Genomic DNA, 21,961 nt, shown 5'->3' with positions numbered 1-21,961 from the left:
CGGGCGAGCACGGTGCGGCGCGCCCGGCGCGGTCTCGACACCCCACCCCGACGACGGCAGGCTGACCCCTGGTCTTCCACGGAGCGCGAGGAGTTGGGCATGTCAGGCAGTGAGCGGCCGATCGTGATCGTCGGGGCCTCCCTGGGCGGCGCCAAGGCGGCCGAGGCCCTGCGCGGGGCCGGGTACCGGGGCGGCATCGTCCTGATCGGCGAGGAGCACGAACTCCCGTACGAGCGGCCCCCGCTGTCCAAGGGCTACCTGCTCGGCAAGGAGGCCCGGGAGAAGATCTACGTCCACCCGCCGCAGTGGTACGCGGAGAACGACGTCACACTGCGGCTGGGCACCGCGGTGACCGCGATCGACCCCGCCCGGCACACCGTCACGCTCGCCGACGACGGCGAAGTGGCCTACCACAAACTGCTGTTGACCACCGGCTCGGTGCCGCGCCGACTGCCGGTGCCGGGCGCGGACCAGGACGGCGTGCACTACCTGCGCCGGGTCGAGGACAGCGAACGGATCAAGGCCGCGCTGCGCCCGGGCGCCCGGATCGCGGTGGTCGGCGCGGGCTGGATCGGCCTGGAGGTGGCGGCCGCGGCCCGGACGGCGGGCGCCGAGGTGACGGTGCTGGAGTCGCTGGAGCTGCCGCTGCTGCGGGTGCTCGGCCCGGAGGTCGCCCAGGTCTTCGCCGACCTGCACCGCGCCCACGGCGTCGACCTGCGCCTCGGCGTGCGGGTCACCGAACTGACCGGCACCGACGGCACGGTGACCGGGGTGCGGCTCGGCGACGGCAGCGAGGTGCCGGCCGACGCGGTGGTGGTCGGCATCGGCATCTCCCCCGCCACGGCCCTGGCCGAGGCCGCCGGACTGGACGTCGACAACGGCGTCCGGACCGACCAGCACCTGCGCACCTCCGACCCGGACGTGTACGCGGCCGGCGACGTCGCCAGCGCCTTCCACCCGCTGCTCGACCGGCACATCCGGGTCGAGCACTGGGCCAACGCCCTCAACCAGCCGCAGACCGCCGCCCGCGCCATGCTCGGACAGCCGGACGCCGTCTACGACCGGGTCCCGTACTTCTTCTCGGACCAGTACGACGCCGGGCTGGAGTACGTCGGCTACGTCGAACCCGGCGGCTACGACCGGGTGGTGTTCCGCGGCGACGTGGCCGGCCGCGAGTTCATCGCCTTCTGGCTCTCCGGCGGCCGGGTGCTCGCCGGGATGAACGTCAACGTCTGGGACGTCGTCGACCCGATCCGCGAACTGGTCCGCTCGGGGCGGGAGGTGGACGTCGCGGCGCTGGCCGACCCGAAGGTCCCGCTCGACCGGGTCTGAGGCGCGCCGGCCAGCCGGTCGGCCCGCCCCGGACCGCAGCGCACACCGCCGGGCCGGTGCGGGATACTGGGATCTCGGGGGATTCCCGGGCTTGTCGGGTTCGGTCGGGCTGGGAGGCGCGCGGTGGGCGGGACGGCCGGGTTCGCCGTGGTGGTGTTCGGTGCGCTGGGCGGCGTGGTCGCCTACCTCGCCGGAGTGGTCGGGCTGCGCGACCTCCGGCGGATGCGCCGGGTCGGGGTGCCGGTGCAGGCCCTGGTGCGGGCCCGCGTCCCCGCGCCGGAGGACCGGGCACTGCCGCCGCGCCCGCTGCTGCAGTTCGAGACCGAGGACGGCCGGGTGGTCGAGGTGTTCTCCCCGGTGCCGTCGACCACCCGCCATCCGCTGCCCGACGGCGGGTACGTCCCGGTCCGCTACGACCCGGCCGACCCCCGGCAGGTCGTGGTCGAGGGCCGGGAGCGCCGCCTGCTGGAGTACGCCTTCGCGGCGCTGGGGCTGCTGATGCTGCTGGTCGCGATCACCCTCGGTGCCACCGTGCTCTGATCCTCGCCCCGAGATCAGCACTCCGAGATCAGCGATCGGCGATGACGCTACGCCGACGCCGTGAACTCGGCCCAGCGGTAGCGCTCGGAGGTGGCGTGCCAGTGGACGTACCCCTGGAGGTAGCGCAGCACGTGCGGGCGCTGCCGGGCGTCCGCGGCGGCCAGGATCCGGCGGTGGGCGGTCTCGGCCCGGTCGAAGGTGTACGCGTAGGCGTCCAGTCGGCTCAGGCCGCCCTGGACGGCCCGCCGGTGGATGCTGTTGGAGGTGAACTCGCCGTTCAGCACCTCCTTGTAGCAGGACATCAGGTCGTTGACCAGGTTCAGGTAGTCGACCCAGAACCGCAGCGTGGCGCCCCAGTAGCGGAGGTTGGGGACGAAGTCGAGGCAGTCGTACGCCACCGCCGCCACGGTCGCGTAGAACTCGCAGAAGCCGGAGCGCTGCCGGGTGTACTCGGTGTCGATGCCGTCCGAGACATCGGTGCTGAAGCCCGACTCCAGGACCACCCCGATGAACGACTGGTAGTAGAACTCCTTGTGCAGGCTGAGGAGTTCGGGTGAACAGAACCGGGCCAGCGCGTTGAAGGAGTGCTCGGTGTAGACCGACGGCGGGTGCAGGACGCTGTCCAGGGCGGCCCGGCTGTGCCGCGGGTGGACCGCACCGCGCAGCATCACGGCGCCCAGCGCCCGGTGCGCGTCGACCTCGCTCCGGCCGCAGGCGTCGTCGACGATCAGCGGGACCAGGCAGTCCCGGGTGAGGGCGAGCCCCAGCTCGGGGTCCTCGACCGGGATCATCAACTGCCGGTAGGCGGCCATGATCTCGACGTAGGCCCGGTCGTGGCGGATCCCGAAGGTGGCGAGCTCGGCGGTGAGGAACTCGGCTTCGGCCCGCACGTGTGCGGGATCGGTGCCGGGGACGTAACCGTCCGCCCACGCCTCCAGCCGCCGCGGGTATCCGGCCCGGACGACCGCGCGCAGGAACTCGCCCTCGTCGGCGTCCCGGGCCGAGCGGTGGAGCCTGGCCGCCGAGGTGCCGGGGCCGGTCGGCCCGTGGGGGATCGCGGTGGGTTCCATGGTCCCCAGCGTAGCCAGCGGCTCCTGAGGATTCGTCAACAGTCCACCGTACGACCGGAATCATCCGGCGGATTCCGGCCTCCCCGGCGCAGCGCCCGCTCGCCCGGCCGTCCCCCGGCGCTCCCGGACGGGCCGCCGCTTCGGCCGGACACGCCCTAACGCTCTCGCCCGGCCCGCAGCCCCGCCGGGGTGAGGCCGGTGTGCACCCGCATGGTGCGGGTGAGGTGGCTCTGGTCGGCGAAGCCGCACAGCTGGGCGACGGCGGCGATCGGGGTGTCGGTGGTCAGCAGCACGCGGCGGGCGCGCTCCAGCCGCAGCCGGACCAGGTACTGGTGCGGGGACTGCCCGGTGGAGGCACGGAACGCCCGGGTGAAGTGGGAGGGGCTGACGCCCGCGACGGCGGCCAGCTCGGTCAGCGACAGCCGTCCGTCCAGGTAGCCGTTCATGTGGTCGACGACCCGGTTCAGCCGCTTCGGGGTGAGCCCGCCCTCCCGCTCGGGCAGCCCGGGGCCGCCGGTGGCGGCGGTGCGGATCAGATGCGCGGCCAGGGCCTGGAGCATCGACTGGGCGTAGAGCGGGTCGGCGGGCCCGGGGCCCTCGTACTCGGCGACCAGTCGCTCGACCAGCATGCCCAGGAACGGGTCGGTGAGGTGGTAGAGCGGGGCGAGCTCCAGCGGGCCGGGCCGGTCGCCCTCGATGGCGAGCTTCTCCAGCCAGGCCGGTTCGAGGGCGACCAGCATCAGCTCGGCGTCCTGCTCCCAGCGCGGGCGGGAGGCCCAGCCGGCCGGGTTGACCAGGGCCTGGCCGCGGTGGAACCGCTCCCGGCGGGGGCGCCCGTCGGCGCTCCAGCTGAGGTCGGCGGAGCGGCCGGTGTGGACGACCACCACGTGCCGGGTGGGGCCGTCCGCCGCCTCGCCGCTGCCGCCGGCCCGCTCCAGGCCGCGCTCGACCACTCCCTCGTCCAGGTCGGCACCGCTGCCGGAGAGCCGGACCAGGCGCGGCTTGATCGCGGAGGTGGCGCCGGTGCCGGCGTCGCGGGCGGATGCGGGGCGTGCGGGGGTTGTTCCCATACCGCCGATTGTGGTCCGTCCGGGTGCGGAACGACGAACGCCCGGAGCCCCGGCCCGCGGATCGTGAGCGGTTCGTTCCAGCGCCCGTCGGATTGTTCAAGCCCCGGAGGGCCCCCGCCCCGGACAGTGGTCGGGCGAACACTTCCACTCTTCCGGCAAGGAGCCGTAGATCATGAGCAACAACCACTCCCTGGCGGGCAAGGTCGTCCTGGTCGGCGCGGGCGCGAAGAACCTCGGCGGGCTGATCAGCCGCTCGGCGGGCGCGGACGGCGCCAAGGTCGTCGTGCACTACCACTCGGACGCGACCGCGCCCGACGCCGAGGCCACCGTGGCGGCGGTCAAGGAGGCCGGCGGCGAGGCCGTGGCCGTCCAGGGCGACCTGACCGTGGTCGCCGAGGTGGAGCGCGTCTTCGCCACCGCGAAGGAGACCTTCGGCCGGATCGACGTCGCGGTGAACACGGCCGGCATGGTGCTGCGCAAGCCGATCACCGAGACCACCGAGGCCGAGTACGACCTGATGCACGCGGTGAACGCCAAGGCCGCGTACTTCTTCATCCGCGAGGCGGGCAAGCAGCTCGCCGACGGCGGCCGGGTGATCACCGTGCTGACCTCGCTGCTGGCCGCCTTCACCGACGGCTACTCGACCTACGCCGGCGCCAAGGCCCCGGTCGAGCACTACACCCGGGCCGCGGCCAAGGAGTTCGCCGGGCGCGGGATCTCGGTCAACAACGTCGCCCCGGGCCCGATGGACACCCCGTTCTTCTACGGCCAGGAGACCCCGGAGCGGGTCGCCTTCCACAAGTCCCAGGCGATGGGCGGCCGGCTGACCCGGATCGAGGACATCGCGCCGATCGTGACCTTCCTGGCCACCGAGGGCGGGTGGATCACCGGACAGACGCTGTTCGCCAACGGCGGCTACACCACCCGCTGACCGGCTCTCCGGGGCCCGGGCCCGGGCGGACGACCCGGCCCGGGCCCGGGCCCCGGAGCCCTCACCCGGTCGCCGCGACGGTGCTCGCCGCGGTCGCCGCGGTGATCACCGCGACCATGGTGGCCTGCATGTTCCTGATCGCCTCGCGGACCGACTCGCCCGCCCAGTCGCCCTCGGCGATCTCGGCGCAGCGCGCCCGGACCTGCTTGCCCTGCTGGCGCGGCAGGGCGGGGAAGGCAAGCCGGTGCAGCCGGGCGGAGTGCAGCAGGGCGATCAGCACGGCGGTGCGCTGGTCCGGATCGGCGCCGTCCAGGACGACCGCGGCCAGTCGGCCCCGCAGGGCCCGCTCCACGCTGCCGTCCGCCTCCGGGTAGAGCCGGACCGGGAAGAGCCCGAGGACCCGGTGCCGCTCCTCCCGCACCAGGCCGCGCTCGCAGAGCCGCTGTTCGGCGTCCCGGACCACCGTGGACCGGTCCTTGGCCAGCCAGTCGGCGGCCTTGGCCCGGCCGGGGCGCCGCTTGCCGGCCCACTCGGCGAGGCGTTCCAACCGGCCGTCCAGCAACGGGTCCCCGATCGGGGTGCGGTCGGTCACCGTGAGCCGGCCGTCGGCCACCTCGACCCGCCCGGCCAGCACGAGTTCGGCCAGCAGGCCGCCCGCCGCCGCCCAGGCGGTGTTCGTCCCCTCCTTCGGCGCACCGGACTCGTCGTCCAGGGAGAGCAGCACCAGCTCCTCGGCGAGGGTCACGGGCATCGGGACTCCTTCCTCCTCCATCGACCCGGCGCTCACCGACTCAGCGCCTCGACCAGGCGACGGGCCCGGGTCTCCTCCCCCAACAACGCCCGGAGCAGCGGCTCGGTGCCCCCGTCCGCCGCCGCGGCCGTCAGGTAGGCCTCGACCGAGCGCGGGTCGGCGGGCAGCGTCACCGTCGCGGCCTCCAGCGCGGCGAACACCCGGGCGTACCCGAGAGCCAGGCCGTCGAGCAGTTCGCCGCCCACCCCCTCCGGCGCCAACTCCGGCTCCTGGAGCGCCACTTCGCGGACGGCCAGCAGGGCCAGCAGGACGTGCTCGGTGCCGGGCGTCCGACGACCGAGCCGCTCGGCCTGGGCGTCCGCCTCCGACCGGATCCACGCCGGGCTCCCGGCCGCTCCCGGCTGCAGCAGCCGCTTCCAGCGCGGGGCCCGGCGCGCACCGCGGGCGAGCAGCGCCTCCCGGGTGGGGTGCAGCAGCGGGTCCAGGCCCTTCGCCACGGCGGCGTCCGGCCGCGCGCCCTGCTCCTGCTCGTGCTCCTGCTCGGTCGTCTCCATCGGCCCCTCCCACGGATGCGGCTTTAGGCTTCGGGCTTTACGCGAACAATACTCGCACTTTTCCTGTTCTTTAGTTTTCTCCGCGCGTCAAGAACGCGTCAGGAACGGCGGGCGACCAGCCGGAGCCCGGGTCCGGACGACCTCGCCCGCGACCGGCCGGTGTCCCGGCCGAACTCCCCGCCGAGGACCGACTCCACGCCGCGCCCGACCGGGCAGGGGCGCCGGCCGGGGCGCGCGGCGCGGACGCGGCGGGACCGCTCCCCACGAACAGTCCCGTTGTCCGAACCGGCGCACACGACCGCGCGCCCCTTCACCTGTCTTCCACCGGTCACCGCGGGCCCCGGTGTACCGGCCGGGTCCGTGCGGGGTTCGGTGCGGTCCGCTCCACACCGGAGCGGACCGTTCATGGGCGGTGCGGGCGGACGGCCCGGACCGCGTCGACGGCTCGTCGGGATCAGCCCTTCGCCGCGAGCAGCTCGGCGGCGGGCAGGACCGGCAGGTGCCAGCGCGCGCGGCGGTGCAGCGCCTCCAGGTCGTGCAGGTCGTGCAGCAGGGCGGGCACCGGGACGGTGAGCACCGGGCAGCCGGCCGCGCGGGCGCAGTGCGCCGTCACCGAACGCCGCAGCCGACGGTGCAGCAGGCCGCCGCTGCGGCCGAGCACCAGCAGGTCGTCCGGCCGGTCGGCGACCTGCACCAGGGCGGGCCCGGTGTCGCCGCGGATCACCACCGGCTGCATGGTCACGCCCGGCCCGTCCGCGCCGAAGGCCGCTTCCAGGGCCTCGTCCAGACGCCGTTCGGCGGCGTCCCGGGCGGCCGCGAGCAACGGCGGGCAGGGCGAACGCCGGTAGCCGTGCTCGCCACCCGGGGGCTCCCAGGCGAGCACCGGCCAGAGCTCGGCGCCGCGGTCCCGGGCCTCGGCCACGCCGCGGTGCAGCGCCGCCAGGCTCCCCAGCGACCCGCTGACTCCGACCACCACCCTGGGTGCCGTGCCGTCCTGGTGCCGCCCGTTGCCGTGCATGGTCCGTCCTCGTGTGGTTCGGTCTTCCGTCGAGCTCCACCCAATCCCCGGCGGACCGCTCCCCCGGCCTTGTTGACGCCTTCCTGACGCCCCGCGCGGCGTTCCGTACGCACTCCTTACACGGCGGCCCGCCCTCACCCGTCCGGCTCAGCCGACGGGCGAGCAGCTGGTCCGGATGGGTGGGTGGGAGACGCCCACCGGGGGCGGGCCGGCGTTCCGGCCGGGTCAGGGGATGTAGAGGCTCTGCGCCTCGGTGACTCGGCTGTCGTCGCCGGCCTGGATGACGTCGAGGACGTCGTCGGTGCAGTCCGCGCCGGAGTGGATCTCCGCCGCCCGGTCGGTGAGGTTGTCGATGATGCTGGCGGAGTCGTCCAGGGCGTAGCAGCCGGCGGGGTCGGTCTGGGTCGCGCCGTTGATGGCCAGGTCTCCGGTGGCGGCGGCGGCCGGGCCGGCGCTCAGGGTCAGGGCGGCGGCGACCATCAGCGGGACGCCGAGAGCGGCACAAAGGTTGATCTTCATGCCATATGAATAACTGTTCGGCGCTGACGCCGCGCCAGGAGCGGGCGGGGATTAGCTCCGGAGGGGGCGATGAGCTGGGCCGAATGCCCGCGCCGACAGCGATGCCAGCCCCTGGCACCACGATCGAATGGTGCTATCGTCACTAGCACCATGTTGCTGAAGCTGGACCTTGGCGACTCCCGCCCCCTGCACGAGCAGGTCGCGGGCGCGATCCGACGGGCCGTCGCGGAGGGCGAGTGCGCCCCCGGCGACAAGCTGCCGCCCGCCCGGGAGCTCTCCCGGGCCCTCGGCGTGAACACCAACACCGTCCTGCGCGGGCTGCGCGCCCTGCGCGACGAAGGGGTGCTGGAGTTCCGCCGGGGCCGTGGCATCACGGTCGCCACCGACGCCGACACTCGCGCCGAACTGGTCGACCGGGTACGGCAGTTGGTCGCCGACGCGGCCCAGGCCGGCTACAGCAGGAACGATCTCGTGGATCTGATCAGGGGGATGTCGTGAAGGACGAGGAAACCGCCGGAGAACCCGTCTCAGACCGGCCGGTGCGCCGGGGAGTCCGGTGGGCGACGGCGGTCTGGGTCGTCGGGGTGGCGGCCCTGCTGGTCGCCCTGCCGCTGACCGCGCGCGACCGGCTGCCGGAGCAGGTGGCGACCCACTGGAGCGGCAGCCGGCCGGACGGCTCGATGCCGCTGACGGCGGCGGCGCTGTTCCCGGCCGGCGTCTGGCTGCTGGTCGCGGCCGGTCTCGCCCTCGGCCTCCGGTTCCGGCCCGGTCGGACCCGCGGCTTCACCGGCCCGGTGCTGGCCGGCACCGGGGTGCTGCTGACCGGGGCGCAGGCCTCCATCGTGCGCGCCAACCTGGACCGGGCCCGCTGGCAGGACGCCGCGCCGATGGGCGTCGAGGTGGTCCTGATCATCCTCGCCGCCGGAGTGGCGGGCGTGCTGACCTGGCTGGCGACCCGACCGGCCGCCACCGAGACCCCCCGGCCCGGGGTGCAGCTGCCGGCCCCGGCGCCGGGCGAGCGGGTGGTCTGGCTCTCCCAGGCCGCCAACCACTGGATGCAGCTGGGCGCCGCCGTCCTCGGGCTGTTCTCCGCCGCCGGGCTGCTGCTCGCCGCGGGCGGGCGCACCGACTCCGTCGACTGGGCGTCGGTCGTCCTCTACGGCCTGGCCGCCGTCGTCCTGCTGCTCTGCTCTTCGGTGCGGGTCCGGGTGACCGACACCGGCCTGCACGTCGGCTTCGGCCCGTTCGGCCGACCCGTCCGGCACCTCGCCCCCACCGAGCTGGTCTCGGCCCGGGTCGAGCAACTGAGCGGCCGCCAGGCCGGCGGCTGGGGCTACCGGATCAACGGCCGGGGCACCACCGTGTTCCTGCGCCGGGGCGAGTGCCTGGTGGTCCGCACCAGGCGCGGTACGGAGTTCACGGTCAGCGTCGACGACGCCGAGCGCGGCGCCGCCCTGCTCAACTCGCTGATCGCCCGCACCGCCGACACCGCGGCGCACTGAGCCCGTCCGCACGCGGCTCCGTGACGCCGCACCCCGCCCGGACCCTTGGGGCCCGCCACCCGTGAGCAGCCCTCCGGTGGCGGGCCCGGCCGTCTGCGGCGAGGCTGGTGCGCGGCCGGGCCGGTGCCCGGACCCGGTCGCCGAGCAGCGCCGGACGGCAGCGGGCAGCGGCGGACAGCGGACGGACGGTGGTGCGGGTGGCCGGCGGCGGTTTCCCCTCGCGCGGCGTGTGGCGCCGCCCCGAGCTGCGCTGGGTGGACCTGCTGGTCGCCGCCGCCCTGATCGCCGGACTGTACGGGCTGCTGCGGCTGGCCCCCTCGCTGGACGCGCCCTTCCTGCCCGACCAGGCCCCCGCCACCGTCTCCACCGACCCGTCGAACCTGCCGTTCTACGCGGTCCGTTCGCTGCTGCGGATGTTCGTCGCCCTGATCGCCTCGGTGCTGTTCACCTTCGTCTACTCGACCGCCGCGGCCCGGCTGCGGCGGGCCGAGAAGGTGCTGCTGCCGATCCTGGACATCCTCCAGTCGGTGCCGATCCTGGGCTTCCTGTCGATCACCGTCACCGCCTTCATCAACCTCTTCCCCGGCTCCACCCTCGGTCTGGAGTGCGCGTCGATCTTCGCCATCTTCACCTCGATGGCCTGGAACATGACCTTCGCGTTCTACTACTCGCTGGTCAGCCAGCCGGTCGAACTCGACGAGGCGGCCCGGGTGATGCGGCTGACCAAGTGGCAGCGGTTCTGGCGGCTGGACGTGCCCAGCGGCATGATCCCGCTGGTCTGGAACGGGATGATGAGCTTCGGCGGGGCCTGGTTCTTCCTCGCCGCCTCCGAGTCGATCAGCGTGCTCAACCACCACTACGCGCTGCCCGGCATCGGCTCCTACGCGGCCACCGCGATCGCCAACGGCAACCTGGACCAGGTCGGCATCGCGATCGGCGTGATGATCATCATGGTGATCGGCGTCAACGTGCTGTTCTGGCGGCCGATGACGGCCTGGTCCGAGCGGTTCCGGGTGGAGGAGTCGGAGGCCGCCGACCGGCCGCGCAGCGTCGTCCTCGACCTGCTGCGCCGCTCCAGCCTGCCGGAGCTGGCCGGCCGCCCGTTCCGGCCGCTCGGGATGGCGCTGGACCGGGCCACCCGGGTCTTCGGCCTGGCCGAGCACCCGCTGTCCCGCCCGGCCACCCGGGAGCGCACCGGGGACGTGTTCTTCGCCGGGGCGGTCGCCGTCGTGGTGGTCTACGGCGCCTGGCGGGCCTTCGACTACCTGCACACCACGGTCGGCCTCGGCGAGTTCGGCCACGCCTTCGCGGTCGGCGCGGCCACCTTCGGGCGGGTACTGGTGCTGCTGGTGCTGGCCACCCTGGTCTGGGTGCCGATCGGGGTGTGGATCGGGATGAACCCCAAGGTCACCCGGTTCGCCCAGCCGGTGGTGCAGGTGCTGGCCAGCTTCCCGGCGAACTTCCTGTTCCCCTTCGCCACCGCCGCCTTCGTCGCCCTCGGGATCTCGCTGAACATCGGCTCGGTGCTGCTGATGGCGCTCGGCGCGCAGTGGTACATCCTGTTCAACGTGATCGCCGGCGCCTCCGCGATCCCCAGCGACCTGCGCGAGGCGATGACCGGCTTCCAGGTCCGGGGGCGGCTGCGCTGGCGGGCGTTCATCCTCCCGGCGATCTTCCCGTACTACGTCACCGGCGGGATCACCGCGGCCGGCGGCGCCTGGAACGCCTCGATCGTCGCCGAAGTCGTCGACTACGGCTCGCACCACCTCACCGCCACCGGGCTCGGCGCCTACATCGCCGACGCCACCGGCACCGGCGACTTCCCGAGGATCCTGGTCGGGGTGAGCGTGATGAGCGTCTACGTGGTCGCGCTCAACCGGCTCCTCTGGCGCCGCCTCTACCGGCTCGCCGAGACCCGCTACGCCCTCTGACCTCCAGTCCTCCGAGGAGCACCATGACCGCCGCCGCCACCCGCACCACGATCGTCGAGGCCGCCGACGTCACCAAGACCTTCACCACCCCGGACGGCCGGGCGCTGCCGGTGCTCGACGACATCAGCCTGGACCTGGCCGAGGGCGAGATCGTCGCCCTGCTCGGCAAGTCCGGCTCCGGCAAGTCCACCCTGCTGCGCTGCCTGGCCGGGCTGATCTCGCCCTCCTCCGGCACGGTCACCTACCGCGGCACCCCGCTGCGGGCGGCCAACCCGGGGGTCGCGATGGTGTTCCAGTCCTTCGCCCTGCTGCCCTGGCTGACCGTCCAGCAGAACGTCGAACTCAGCCTCCAGGCGCGCGGGGTGGACGAGGAGGAGCGGCGTGACCGGGCCCTCCGGGCGATCGACCTGATCGGCCTGGACGGCTTCGAGGGCGCCTACCCCAAGGAGCTGTCCGGCGGCATGCGGCAACGGGTCGGCTTCGCCCGGGCGTTGGTGGTGGAACCGGACGCGCTGTTCATGGACGAGCCGTTCTCCGCCCTCGACGTGCTGACCGCCGAGAACCTGCGCAACGAACTGGTCGGCCTCTGGGAGGGGCACGAGGCCCCGGTCAAGTCGATCCTGATCGTCACCCACAACATCGAGGAGGCGGTGCTGCTGGCCGACCGCATCCTGGTGCTCTCCTCCAACCCCGGCCGGATCCGCTCCGAGCTGACCGTCGACCTGCCCCGCCCGCGCGACCGCCGCACCCCGCAGTTCGAGGCCCTGGTCGACACCGTCTACGGCATCCTCACCGGCCGCGAGGAGCACGCCGCCGCCGAGCACCACGCCGCCCGGCCGGCCGCCACCCCGATCACCACCCCGCTGCCGCCCGCCACCGTCGGCGGACTGGCCGGCCTGCTGGAGATCCTGCTCGCCATGGGCGGCGAGGAGGGCCTGGCCGAGATCGCCGACGAGCTGAACTTCGAGGTCGACGACCTCCTCCCGCTGGTCGACGCCGCCGTCCTGCTCGACCTCGCCCGCACCACCGAGGGCCGCTTCGCCATCACCGCGGCCGGCCGCGAGTTCGCGGACGCCGACATCCTCACCAGCAAGCAGCTGTTCGCCCGCAACGCCGCCCACCGGGCGCCGCTGGTGCGCGCCATCGTCCAGGCACTGGCCGCCACCGAGAACCACAAGCTGCGCGAGGACCTCTTCCTCGACCTGCTGCGCGCGGGCTTCGACTCCGAGGACGCCCGCCGCCAGCTGGAGACCGCCATCGACTGGGGCCGCTACGGCGAGCTCTACGACTACGACGCCGACGACGCCGAGTTCGTCCTCGAACCCGGCGCCGAGGCCGCGCTGTAGCGTCAACCCGGCACCATGGAAAACCACCTGATCCGGTGGTGGTCGATCTCCCCCTGCGGGTACACCAGTTGGCGACCGACCAGCGCGCCGACCTGCGAGGAGGCGTCCGTGACCGACGACCGGAGTGACCGGGGGACCATCGACTCACCACAGACCGCTCGAACCGATCAGAGCACTCGAACCGATCAGAGCACTCAGAGCAATCAGAGCACTCAGACCGTTCAGGACGAACGGACCATCACCCTGCTGCGCCTCGGCGTCGGGGCGATCGGCGTGCTGCTGCCACCGGCCCTGCCGCTGGGAAACTGGCTGGCGGCGGAGCTCACCGGCCGCTCCACGGACGGGTTCTGGCCCGCCTCGATGAGCGCCGCGTACTACGGCAGCACCCGGAACATCCTGGTGGGCGCCCTGTGCGCGCTCGGGGTGTTCCTGGTCTGCTACCGCTTCGACCGGCGGGACGACCGGTGGAGCACGGCGGCCGGGGCGTTCGCGCTCGGGGTCGCGATGTGTCCGACGGCGCCGTCGGATCCGACCGGGCTGCAGCGCACCATCGGAGTGTTCCACCTGGTCTTCGCCGCGCTGCTGTTCCTGATGCTGGCACTGTTCTGCCTGTTCTCCTTCCGCGATCCGCGCTCGGCGCAGCCCGCCCGGGTCTCCACGGCCTACCTGGCGGCGGGGGTGCTGATCGTGGTCGCGCTGCTGGCGGCGGCGGTCAGCGGGCTCTCCGGCTTCGGGGCGGACTGGCCGGTCCGGCCGATGTACCTGTGCGAGTGGGTCGCCACCTGGGCCTTCGGCGCGGCCTGGATCGGTGCGGCGGTGGAGCCGGCGGCCGGGCGGCGCGGGCGGGGTGCGGTCCCCCGGCAGTCCGGGGCGATCGGGGTACGGGGGGCAGAGGCGCCACAAATCTGAGCTTTCGTCAGTTCGTCGTACCGGTAAACCGTTACCATGCGCACCGAGGCCGACCGCCCTGACGGCCGGCGACGGATGCCGACAGCAACGGGGAACGCGCGATGACGAACCAGGACCACCCGTCGGTCGACCTGCGGATGGACGTACCGCACTCCGCGCGGGTCTACGACTACCTCATCGGCGGCAAGACCAACTTCGAGGCGGACCGCACCGCCGCGCACGCCTCGGTGCGGGCCTGGCCGGCCCTGCCGGTCTCCATGCGCACCACCCGCGACTTCATGCAGCGGGCGGTGCGCCACCTCACCCGGGAGTACGGGGTCCGGCAGTTCCTGGACATCGGCACCGGCATCCCCACCTCGCCCAATGTGCACGAGATCGCCCAGGCGATCGCCCCCGAGGCCCGGGTCGCGTACGTGGACAACGACCCGATCGTGCTGACCCACGCCCGCGCCCTGATGTCCGGCACGGCGGTCGGCCGCACCTGCTACGTGGACGCCGACTTCCGCGACCCGGAGTCCATCATCGGCGACCCCCGGCTGCGCGAGGTGCTCGACCTCACCCGGCCGGTGGCGCTGTCACTGATCGCCATCGTGCACTTCGTGCTGGACGAGGACGACCCGCAGGGCATCGTGCGCCGCTTCATGGACGCGCTGGCGCCGGGCAGCTTCCTCGCCCTCACCGTGTTCACCGGTGACACCGACCCGGTCGGGGTGGGCGGCGTCGGTCGGGAGTACAACGCCCGCGGCATCCCGCTGCAGATCCGCGACAAGGCCGAGACCGAGGCCTTCTTCGACGGCTACGAACTGCTCGACCCGGGCGTCGCCCTGGTCCACCACTGGCGGCCGGACGCCGACGCCCCGGTGATCCGCGACCAGGACATCGCGATGTACGCGGGCGTGGCGGTCAAGCACTGACCGGCGGGGGCCGGCTCAGCCGGGGACGGCGACCAGGCCCGTCTCGTAGGCCAGGATGACCAGTTGGACCCGGTCGCGGGCGTCCAGCTTGGCGAGCAGTCGGGTCATGTAGGTCTTCACGGTGGCGATGCTGAGCACCAGTTCGGCGGCGATCTCGGGGTTGGACAGGCCCCGGCCGACCAGGGTGAGGATCTCCCGCTCCCGGTCGGTGATCACGTCGAGCCGGCCGGCCGGCGGCGCCTCACCCCTGGGCCGCTGCGCCGCGAACGCGCCGATCAGCCGGCGGGTGACGCTCGGCGCGATCAGCGCCTCCCCCGCGGCGACCACCCGGACCGCGGCCAGGATGTCGTCCAGCGCCATGTCCTTGACCAGGAAGCCGGACGCCCCGGCGCGCAGCGCCGCGTACACGTGCTCGTCCTCGTCGAAGGTGGTGAGCACCACCACTCGGGTCGGTCCGCCGGCCGCGGTGACCCGCCGGGTCGCCTCGATGCCGTCGGTGCCTGGCATCCGGATGTCCATCACCACGACGTCCGGCCGCAGTTCGGCGGCCAGCCGGACGGCCTCGGCGCCGTCGCCCGCCTCGCCGACCACCTCGACGTCCGTCGTCTCGGCGATCACCATCTCCAGGGCGGCCCGCACCAGCGGCTGGTCGTCGGCCAGCACCACCCGGATCATGCCGTCACCGCCTTGCGGGCGACCGGGGTGACGCTCTCCGGGATCGGCAGCCGGGCGGCGACCCGGAAGCCGCCGTCCGGGCGCGGCCCGGCCTCGAACTCGCCGTGCAACAGGGCGACCCGCTCGCGCAGCCCGGCCAGGCCGAAGCCGGTGCCGGGCGTGCTGCCGTGGCCCCGGCCCCGGTCGGTGACCTCGACGGAGAGCTCCCCCGCCGTACGGCCGACGGTCACCAGGCAGTCGCGGGCCTGCGCGTGCCGCACCACGTTGGTGACCGACTCCTGGACGATCCGGAAGGCCGAGAGGTCGATCTCCGGTGGCAGCGGGCCCGGTTCGCCCGTGCGCCGCACCTCGACCCGCACGCCCGCCGCGGTGGTGGCCTCGGCCAGCCGGTCGAGGTCGGCCAGACCCGCCGGGACGGTGTCCGACACCTCGCCGTCGGCCTGGCGCAGCGCGACCAGCATCCGGCGCAGCGCGGCCAGGGTCTCCCGTCCGGCGGTTTCGATCTCGCCCAGCGCCTGCTTGGCCCGCTCGGGCCGGCGGTCGATCACCCGGCGGGCCGCGCCGGCCTGGAGGGCGACGATGCCGATGCTGTGGGCGACGGTGTCGTGCATCTCCCGGGCGATCCGCAGCCGTTCGGCGGTCACCGCCTCGACGGCGGCCCGGCTGCTCAGCGTCTCGGCGTGCTCCCGGTTCTGCCGCACCGAGCGCCCGGCCAGCCAGGCCACCAGGGCGAGCAGCGCGGCGCCGTCGGCCTCGCCGATGTGGGTGCCGGTGAAGATGCCGACGGTGTTGCCGCGCACCAGGCCGATGTGCAGCACCAGGAAGAGCGCCGCCAGCCCGAAGGCGGCGCGCGAACTGCGGCGCGGGGAGCGGGCGGTGATCAGGAACAGGGCGACGTACACCGCCAGCAGCGCACATGGCGGGACCTGGTTCTTCGCCGAGAAGCCGTCCGTCTCCATCCAGGTGGCGAACAGCAGCAGGGCGACCGAGAGCACCGGCAGCCGTCGCACCAGCGCCGCCCCGACGAAGGCGATCGCGGTGTCGCCCAGGGTGAAGGCCAGGCCGCCGTGCAGGGCGGCGCCCTGGTGCAGCCGGGCGGTGCCGCCGAGCAGTACGGCGGGGTAGGCGACGGCGACGCACCAGGCGAGGGCAACCCAGGCCTCGGGCGGGACGCGCCGGAACAGCGGGGCTCTCGGTGTCGCGGGCATGATCGAGATCGTAGTGACGGCCCCGGGCCCGGGCATCCACCCCAGGTTGTACGACCCGGGCCGACCTGCGGTGTCGACGGCGGTCCGATGCGGCGTGCCGGGCCGCTCCGGCACCGTGGTGGCCATGATCGAAGTCAACGAACTGACCAAGCGCTACGGCCGCCGGACGGTGGTCGACCACCTCGACTTCACCGTCCGCCCCGGCCACGTCACCGGCTTCCTCGGCCCCAACGGCGCCGGCAAGTCCACCACCCTGCGGATGGTGCTGGGCCTGAACGCCCCCACCTCCGGCGCCGCCACCGTGGACGGACGGGACTTCCGTGGTCTGCCGCGCGGCCTGCGCGAGGTCGGCGCCCTGCTGGACGCCGGCGACGTGCACGGCGGCCGCACCGGCGCGGCCCACCTGCGGGCGCTGGCCCTCTCCAACGCCATCCCGCGCCGCCGGGTGGACGAGGTGCTCGCCGAGGTCGGCCTCGGCAAGGCCGCCGGGCGGCGGATCGGCGGCTACTCGCTGGGCATGAAGCAGCGCCTCGGCATCGCCGGCGCCCTGCTCGGCGACCCGCCCGTGCTGCTCTTCGACGAACCGCTGAACGGGCTCGACCCGGAGGGCGTGCTCTGGGTCCGCGGGCTGTTCCGCCGGCTCGCGGCGGAGGGCCGGACGGTCTTCGTCTCCAGCCACATGATGGCCGAGATGGAGCACACCGCCGACCGGCTCATCGTGATCGGCCGCGGCCGGCTGATCGCCGACGAGAGCCTCGGCGAGTTCGCCGCCCGGGCCGGCCGCGCTGCCGTCGCCGTCCGCGCAGCCGACCCCGAGCGGCTGACCGCCGTGCTGCGCGCCGCCGGCGCCACCGTCCGCCCGGGGCCGGACGGGAGCCTGGACGTGACCGGCCTCGACCCCGGCCGGATCGGCGAACTCGCCCTGGAGCACCGCCTGTTGCTGTACGGCCTGACCGAGCGCGGCGCCTCCCTGGAGGAGGCCTTCATGCAACTGACCGCCGACAGCGTCGAGTACCTCGCCGGAGAGCCCCGATGAACACCCGGACCCCTGTACGCCGTGCCCGCTTCGGTGACCTGCTCGCCGCCGAGTGGCTGAAGTTCTGGTCACTGCGCTCGATCCCCTGGGTGCTCGCCGTCGGCGGGCTGCTCATCCTCGCTTTCAACCTCAAGTCCGCCCAGTACACCCACGACCACTACACGCCCGGCGACGGCGATCCGGCGGTGATGAAGCAGGAGGCCCTGAACGTCTCCTTCGTCATCGGCTCCGCCGACATCGTGATGCTGCTCGCGGGCGGCCTCGGCTCGATCGTCATCGCCGGCGAGTACGCGACCGGGCTGATCCGCACCACGCTGGCCGCCGTGCCCGACCGCCGGGCCGTCCTGCTGGCCAAGGCGGGCGTGCTGACGGCCGTGCTGCTCGGCTTCGGCGTGCTCACCGCGGGCCTGTCCTTCGGCCTCACCCAGGCGGTGCTGGCCGACCGGGGCATCGGGCAGTCCATCACCGACCCGACGGCGCTGCGGTACGTCGCGGCCGCGGCCCTGTTCGCCCCGGTCTGCGGACTGGTCGGGCTCTGCCTCGGCACGCTGCTGCGGCACAGCGCGGGGGCGGTGGTGGGCACCGTGGTGGTGCTGTTCTTCCTGCCGTCCCTCGTCACCGAGCGCTACCGCTGGAGCGCCGACCTGCTGCACGCCCTGCCCTTCGCGGCCTGGCAGCGCCTGGCCCGCACCAGCCTGGCGGGGATGCGGCCCACCGAGTACCCGGCCACGGTCGCCGGCTCCTGGACCACTTACGCGGCGTGGGCGCTCGCCTCGGTGGTCCTGGCGACGGTGGTGATCCAGCGCCGCGACCACTGAACCCGCCGTACGGTCAGCGGACTCGGGCGGTCCGCTGCCGCCGGCCCGCCCACTCGTCCGCGAGTGCCACCAGCAGGGCCACCAGCACCAGCCCCGCCGCCACCGTGACGCCCAGTTGGAAGGCGAGCGCCCAGTCGGGGTGGGGGCCGGTCGCCCGGGCGAAGAAGACCGAGCCGACCACCGCGATGCCGACCGCCGAGCCGACCCGCTGGGCGGTCTGCAGGACGCCGCCGGCACTGCCCGCCCGGGCGATCGGGACGTGCTGGAGGGTGAGCGTCTGGTTCGGGGCGATCACCAGCCCGCTGCCCACCCCGGCGACCAGCAGCGGGCCGAGCGTGGTCCAGCCCACCGAGGGCCCCGACCACAGCTGCACCGCCAGCGCCGAGGCCAGCAGGCCCAGCAGCACCAGCAGCAGCCCGAGCACCACCAGCCGCCGTCCGAACCGGCTGACCAGCCGTCCGCCCACCGCGGCCGCCACGCCGGAGCCGACCGCGAACGGGGTGATCGCCAGGCCGGCCGTCAACGCCGAGTAGTGCTGGCCGGCCTGGAGGTAGAGCGTGAAGATGAAGAAGATCGCGGTGAACCCGGCGAAGTACACCAGCGACAGCAGCACCCCCGCCGCGTACGGGCGCACCGCGAACAGCGCCATGCTGACCAGCGGTTCGCGCCGCCGCGCGTAGTACCGCTCCCAGGCCACGAAGGCGGCCAGCAGCACCGCCGCCAGCGGCAGCAGCAGCCAGCGGGCCGCGCCGTGCCACTGCTGCTCCTGGACGAAGGGCAGCAGCAGGGCGACCGTCCCCGCACCGAGCAGCACCACCCCGACCGGGTCGAAGTCCCGGTGCCCGGCCCGCTCGGCGGCCGGGCGGGGCGGCGGGAGCAGCCGGTAGGCGACCGGCAGGGCGGCCACGCCGATCGGCAGGTTGACCAGGAACACCCAGCGCCAGCCGTCCTGCGGGCCGAACAGGTGGATCAACAGGCCGCCCAGCAGCGGCCCGACGGCGGTGGACAGTCCGATGGTCGCGCCGAGCGCGCCGAACGCCCGGCCGCGTTCGGCGCCCTGGAACAGGATCTGGATGAAGCCGGACACCTGCGGCACCAGCACCCCGCCCGCGGCGCCCTGGAACAACCGGGCCAGCACCAGCCACTCCTGGTTCTGCGCCGCCCCGGCCAGCGCGCTGGCCGCGGTGAACAGGGCGAGCCCGGTGAGGAACACGGCCCGTCGGCTGCGGGCGTCGCCGAGCCGCCCGGAGGGCACCAGCACCAGGCCGAAGGCGAGCGCGTAACCGCTGAGCACCCACTGCAGGCCGCTGTCCGACATGTGCAGTCCGGCCCGGACGGTCGGCAGGGCGACGTTCACGATGCTGACGTCCAGCAGGGTCATGAACCCGGCGACCAGACAGACCGCCAGCGCCCGCCAGCGGCGCGCCTCGGCCCGCCCGCCGGACGCGGCGGAGGCGCCGCCCGCGGCGGGGGTACCGGGCACGGCAGGGGGACCGGGCGCGGCGGGGGTGGTGGGCACGGCAGGGGTCTCGGGCGGCGGTACGTGCGGGTGCGCCGCGTCGCGGTCGTGGGCGGCTGGGGAGGTCATGGGAGCCTCTTCCCGGTGTCCGGGGACTGGTCCTGGCTCTGCTGCGGCTCATCCTCGCCCGCCCCGCAACGGGCCGCCACCCGGGCCCCACCGCCCGCCCGGCTCACTCGAACGGACGAACCGGATCGCGACCGGCCCGCCCGCCCCCGAGGCTGGCGGCATGACTGTCGCCCCCGAGACCCAGCCCTCCGCCCCGCCGGTGCTCGACGTACGGCAGCGGAACGTCGTCTTCGCCACCATCGTGCTCGGCATGCTGCTGGCCGCCCTCGACCAGACCATCGTCGGCACCGCGCTGCCCACCATCGTCTCGGACCTCGGCGGCGCCGCCCACATGTCCTGGGTGGTGACCGCCTATCTGCTGGCCGAAACGGTGGCCACCGTGCTGGCCGGCAAGTTCGGCGACCTGTACGGGCGCAAGATGATCTTCCAGCTCTCGGCGATCGTCTTCGTCGGCGGCTCGTTCCTGTGCGGCCTGTCCACCAACATGACCCTGCTGATCGCCTGGCGGGCGGTGCAGGGCATCGGCGCGGGCGGGCTGATGGTGACGGCCATGGCGCTGATCGCGGACGTCATCCCGCTGCGCGAACGCGGCAAGTACCAGGGCGCGATCGGCGCGGTGTTCGGCCTGGCCACCGTCATCGGACCGCTGCTGGGCGGGCTGTTCACCGACCACCTGTCCTGGCGCTGGGCGTTCTACGTGAACGTCCCGATCGCCGTCGTGGTGGTGCTCGCGGCGGCCCGGACCATCCCCGCGGTGCGCTCGGCAGTACGGCCGGTGATCGACTACCTGGGCATCGCCCTGGTCTCGGTCGGCGCCAGCGCCCTGATCCTGGCGACCAGTTGGGGCGGCAACCAGTACGCCTGGGGCTCCGGGGTGATCATCGCGCTGTTCGTCGGCGGCGCGCTGGCGCTCGGGCTGTTCTGCTGGGTGGAGACCCGGGCGGTCGAACCGATGCTGCCGATGCGGCTGTTCCGCAACCCGGTGTTCGCGGTCTGCTCGGTGCTCAGCTTCATCGTCGGCTTCGCGATGCTCGGCGCGCTGACCTTCCTGCCGACCTTCCTGCAGTACGTGGACGGCGACTCGGCCACCGTGTCCGGCGTGCGGATGCTGCCGATGGTGATCGGCCTGCTGATCGCCTCCATCGCCAGCGGCAACGTGGTCAGCAAGACCGGCACCTACCGGGTGTTCCCGATCGCCGGCACCCTGGTGATGGCCCTCGGCCTCTATCTGCTCTCCCGGCTCGAACCGGGCACCGGCACCGCACTGGCCTCGCTCTACATGTTCGTGCTCGGCGTCGGCATCGGGCTGAGCATGCAGGTGCTGACCATCGCCGTGCAGAACACCGTCGACTACGCCGACCTCGGCACCGCCACCTCCGGGGTGACCTTCTTCCGCACCATCGGCAGTTCCTTCGGCACCGCCGTCTTCGGCACCATCTACGCCAACGGCCTGAAGACCGAACTCGCCAAGGGCGTGGCCGCCTCGGCCCGGCTCACCGGCGCCGACCCGGCGGTGCTGGTGCACGCCGCCGAGAGCCCGCAGGGCCTGCACCGGCTGCCCGCCGACCAGGCCGCGCCGATCATCCAGTCCTACTCGGACGCCCTGCACACCGTGTACCTGTGGACCATCCCGGTGGCCGTGGTCGGCTTCCTGGTCGCGCTGTTCCTCAAGCAGGTGCCGCTGCGCGACACCACCCGGGCCGGCTCCACCGACATGGGCGAGGGCTTCGCCCAGCCCACCACCAGCGACTCCGACCCCCACCTGGAGTACGCCGTCTGCAAGATCGTGCGCGGCGTGGACCTCGACACCGTACGGACCATCGTCGGCAACGCCGACACCCGGGTCGACCTGGCCGGCGCCTGGGCCCTGATGGAGGTGGCCCGGCACACCGAGGCCGTCGGCCACGCCTCCCTCGACCTCATCGCCACCCGCAAGAAGCTGCCGCCCGAGGTGCTGGAACCGGTCTTCGACCGGATGGCCGCCGAGGGCTACCTCACCCGCGACGGCGACGGCCTCGCCCCCACCGAGACCGGGCGCCACGAGGTCCGCGCCCTCGGCCGCGCCTGGTCCGACTGGCTCAACGCCCGCCTGGACGCGGACGCCGGCCGCCCCCGCAGCCCCCAGCTGCGCACCGCAGCCGACGCCATCGCCTGGCGCCTGCTGGCCGAGGACCTCGCCAACGGCCTTCCGGCGAAGGCCCGTTCGAAGGCCGGCGCCGAGGTCTGAGCCCGCGCGGAGGTCTGAGCCC

Annotated in this window: 21 protein-coding genes; 12 read left to right on the top strand and 9 right to left on the bottom strand. The window is 73.8% G+C overall.

Features of this window, described 5'->3' with window-relative positions; translation table 11 throughout:
- Positions 1-99: 99 nt before the first annotated feature.
- Both ACIP4P_RS04540 and ACIP4P_RS04535 read left to right on the top strand, forming a co-directional pair.
- On the top strand, positions 100-1,332 hold the full coding sequence (locus ACIP4P_RS04540; RefSeq protein WP_400914700.1) for an NAD(P)/FAD-dependent oxidoreductase: 1,233 nt from the start codon (positions 100-102) through the stop codon (positions 1,330-1,332).
- A gap of 123 nt (positions 1,333-1,455) precedes the next feature.
- Positions 1,456-1,872 (top strand): DUF3592 domain-containing protein, encoded by a 417-nt coding sequence (locus tag ACIP4P_RS04535; protein WP_400914698.1) that lies wholly within the window; start codon positions 1,456-1,458, stop codon positions 1,870-1,872.
- A 47-nt stretch (positions 1,873-1,919) separates the two neighbouring features.
- On the opposite strand, the gene ACIP4P_RS04530 is transcribed toward ACIP4P_RS04535, so the two are convergent.
- Together ACIP4P_RS04530 and ACIP4P_RS04525 are read right to left on the bottom strand one after the other, a co-directional pair.
- Positions 1,920-2,942 (bottom strand): hypothetical protein, encoded by a 1,023-nt coding sequence (locus ACIP4P_RS04530; protein WP_400914696.1) that lies wholly within the window; start codon positions 2,940-2,942, stop codon positions 1,920-1,922.
- 155 nt (positions 2,943-3,097) lie between these two features.
- Positions 3,098-4,012 carry a helix-turn-helix domain-containing protein gene (locus ACIP4P_RS04525; RefSeq protein ID WP_400914694.1) on the bottom strand — a complete coding sequence of 305 codons (915 nt, stop codon included), beginning with the start codon at positions 4,010-4,012 and terminating at the stop codon, positions 3,098-3,100.
- A 172-nt stretch (positions 4,013-4,184) separates the two neighbouring features.
- On the opposite strand from ACIP4P_RS04525, the gene ACIP4P_RS04520 reads away from it, so the two are divergent.
- Entirely contained in the window at positions 4,185-4,943 is a 759-nt protein-coding gene (locus ACIP4P_RS04520; protein ID WP_400914693.1) for an SDR family oxidoreductase, read from the top strand.
- A gap of 61 nt (positions 4,944-5,004) precedes the next feature.
- Here the strand turns inward: ACIP4P_RS04520 and ACIP4P_RS04515 are convergent, their stop codons facing one another.
- The 4 genes from ACIP4P_RS04515 to ACIP4P_RS04500 form a co-directional block, all read right to left on the bottom strand.
- Positions 5,005-5,694 (bottom strand): GPP34 family phosphoprotein, encoded by a 690-nt coding sequence (locus ACIP4P_RS04515; RefSeq protein WP_400914692.1) that lies wholly within the window; start codon positions 5,692-5,694, stop codon positions 5,005-5,007.
- Between the two features lie 32 nt (positions 5,695-5,726).
- A complete protein-coding gene (locus ACIP4P_RS04510; protein WP_400914690.1) occupies positions 5,727-6,248 on the bottom strand; it encodes a hypothetical protein in 522 nt (173 codons plus the stop codon).
- A 454-nt stretch (positions 6,249-6,702) separates the two neighbouring features.
- Entirely contained in the window at positions 6,703-7,266 is a 564-nt protein-coding gene (locus ACIP4P_RS04505) for a universal stress protein (RefSeq protein ID WP_400914688.1), read from the bottom strand.
- A gap of 225 nt (positions 7,267-7,491) precedes the next feature.
- Positions 7,492-7,785, bottom strand: a complete 294-nt coding sequence (locus ACIP4P_RS04500) for a hypothetical protein (RefSeq protein ID WP_400914686.1) — start codon at positions 7,783-7,785, stop codon at positions 7,492-7,494.
- Between the two features lie 150 nt (positions 7,786-7,935).
- On the opposite strand from ACIP4P_RS04500, the gene ACIP4P_RS04495 reads away from it, so the two are divergent.
- The 6 genes from ACIP4P_RS04495 to ACIP4P_RS04470 all read left to right on the top strand — a co-directional run bounded on the left by ACIP4P_RS04495 (position 7,936) and on the right by ACIP4P_RS04470 (position 14,387).
- Positions 7,936-8,283 (top strand): GntR family transcriptional regulator, encoded by a 348-nt coding sequence (locus tag ACIP4P_RS04495; protein WP_400914685.1) that lies wholly within the window; start codon positions 7,936-7,938, stop codon positions 8,281-8,283.
- Positions 8,280-9,287: a DUF1648 domain-containing protein gene (locus ACIP4P_RS04490; RefSeq protein WP_400914683.1), complete on the top strand. Its 1,008-nt coding sequence runs from the start codon at positions 8,280-8,282 to the stop codon at positions 9,285-9,287. Before ACIP4P_RS04495 ends, ACIP4P_RS04490 begins: the two co-directional genes overlap by 4 nt.
- 197 nt (positions 9,288-9,484) lie before the next feature.
- Complete coding sequence (locus ACIP4P_RS04485) at positions 9,485-11,218, top strand: ABC transporter permease (protein ID WP_400914682.1); 1,734 nt, start codon at positions 9,485-9,487, stop codon at positions 11,216-11,218.
- A gap of 23 nt (positions 11,219-11,241) precedes the next feature.
- The gene (locus tag ACIP4P_RS04480) at positions 11,242-12,564 is read left to right on the top strand and encodes a nitrate/sulfonate/bicarbonate ABC transporter ATP-binding protein (RefSeq protein WP_400914680.1); all 1,323 of its coding nucleotides are present in this window, start codon (positions 11,242-11,244) and stop codon (positions 12,562-12,564) included.
- A 108-nt stretch (positions 12,565-12,672) separates the two neighbouring features.
- Entirely contained in the window at positions 12,673-13,473 is an 801-nt protein-coding gene (locus ACIP4P_RS04475) for a hypothetical protein (RefSeq protein WP_400914677.1), read from the top strand.
- Positions 13,474-13,574: 101 nt separating this feature from the next.
- Positions 13,575-14,387, top strand: coding sequence for an SAM-dependent methyltransferase (locus ACIP4P_RS04470; RefSeq protein WP_350517066.1), 813 nt, complete (start codon positions 13,575-13,577; stop codon positions 14,385-14,387).
- A 15-nt stretch (positions 14,388-14,402) separates the two neighbouring features.
- On the opposite strand, the gene ACIP4P_RS04465 is transcribed toward ACIP4P_RS04470, so the two are convergent.
- On the bottom strand, positions 14,403-15,062 hold the full coding sequence (locus ACIP4P_RS04465) for a response regulator (protein WP_400914675.1): 660 nt from the start codon (positions 15,060-15,062) through the stop codon (positions 14,403-14,405).
- Positions 15,059-16,270 (bottom strand): sensor histidine kinase, encoded by a 1,212-nt coding sequence (locus ACIP4P_RS04460; protein WP_400914674.1) that lies wholly within the window; start codon positions 16,268-16,270, stop codon positions 15,059-15,061. The genes ACIP4P_RS04465 and ACIP4P_RS04460 overlap by 4 nt, the downstream gene beginning before the upstream one ends.
- Positions 16,271-16,394: 124 nt before the next feature.
- Between ACIP4P_RS04460 and ACIP4P_RS04455 the strand changes: the two genes are divergently transcribed.
- A complete protein-coding gene (locus ACIP4P_RS04455; RefSeq protein ID WP_400914672.1) occupies positions 16,395-17,306 on the top strand; it encodes an ATP-binding cassette domain-containing protein in 912 nt (303 codons plus the stop codon).
- Positions 17,303-18,124: an ABC transporter permease subunit gene (locus ACIP4P_RS04450; RefSeq protein WP_400914670.1), complete on the top strand. Its 822-nt coding sequence runs from the start codon at positions 17,303-17,305 to the stop codon at positions 18,122-18,124. Before ACIP4P_RS04455 ends, ACIP4P_RS04450 begins: the two co-directional genes overlap by 4 nt.
- A gap of 13 nt (positions 18,125-18,137) precedes the next feature.
- On the opposite strand, the gene ACIP4P_RS04445 is transcribed toward ACIP4P_RS04450, so the two are convergent.
- Positions 18,138-19,643: an MFS transporter gene (locus ACIP4P_RS04445; protein WP_400915344.1), complete on the bottom strand. Its 1,506-nt coding sequence runs from the start codon at positions 19,641-19,643 to the stop codon at positions 18,138-18,140.
- A gap of 229 nt (positions 19,644-19,872) precedes the next feature.
- Between ACIP4P_RS04445 and ACIP4P_RS04440 the strand changes: the two genes are divergently transcribed.
- Positions 19,873-21,939, top strand: coding sequence for an MDR family MFS transporter (locus ACIP4P_RS04440; protein WP_400914669.1), 2,067 nt, complete (start codon positions 19,873-19,875; stop codon positions 21,937-21,939).
- The last annotated feature ends 22 nt before the right edge of the window (positions 21,940-21,961 follow it).

It is taken from the genome of Kitasatospora sp. NPDC089509 (genome assembly GCF_044749365.1).
Lineage (GTDB): Bacteria > Actinomycetota > Actinomycetes > Streptomycetales > Streptomycetaceae > Kitasatospora.
This window is presented reverse-complemented; position numbering and strand designations above follow the sequence as displayed.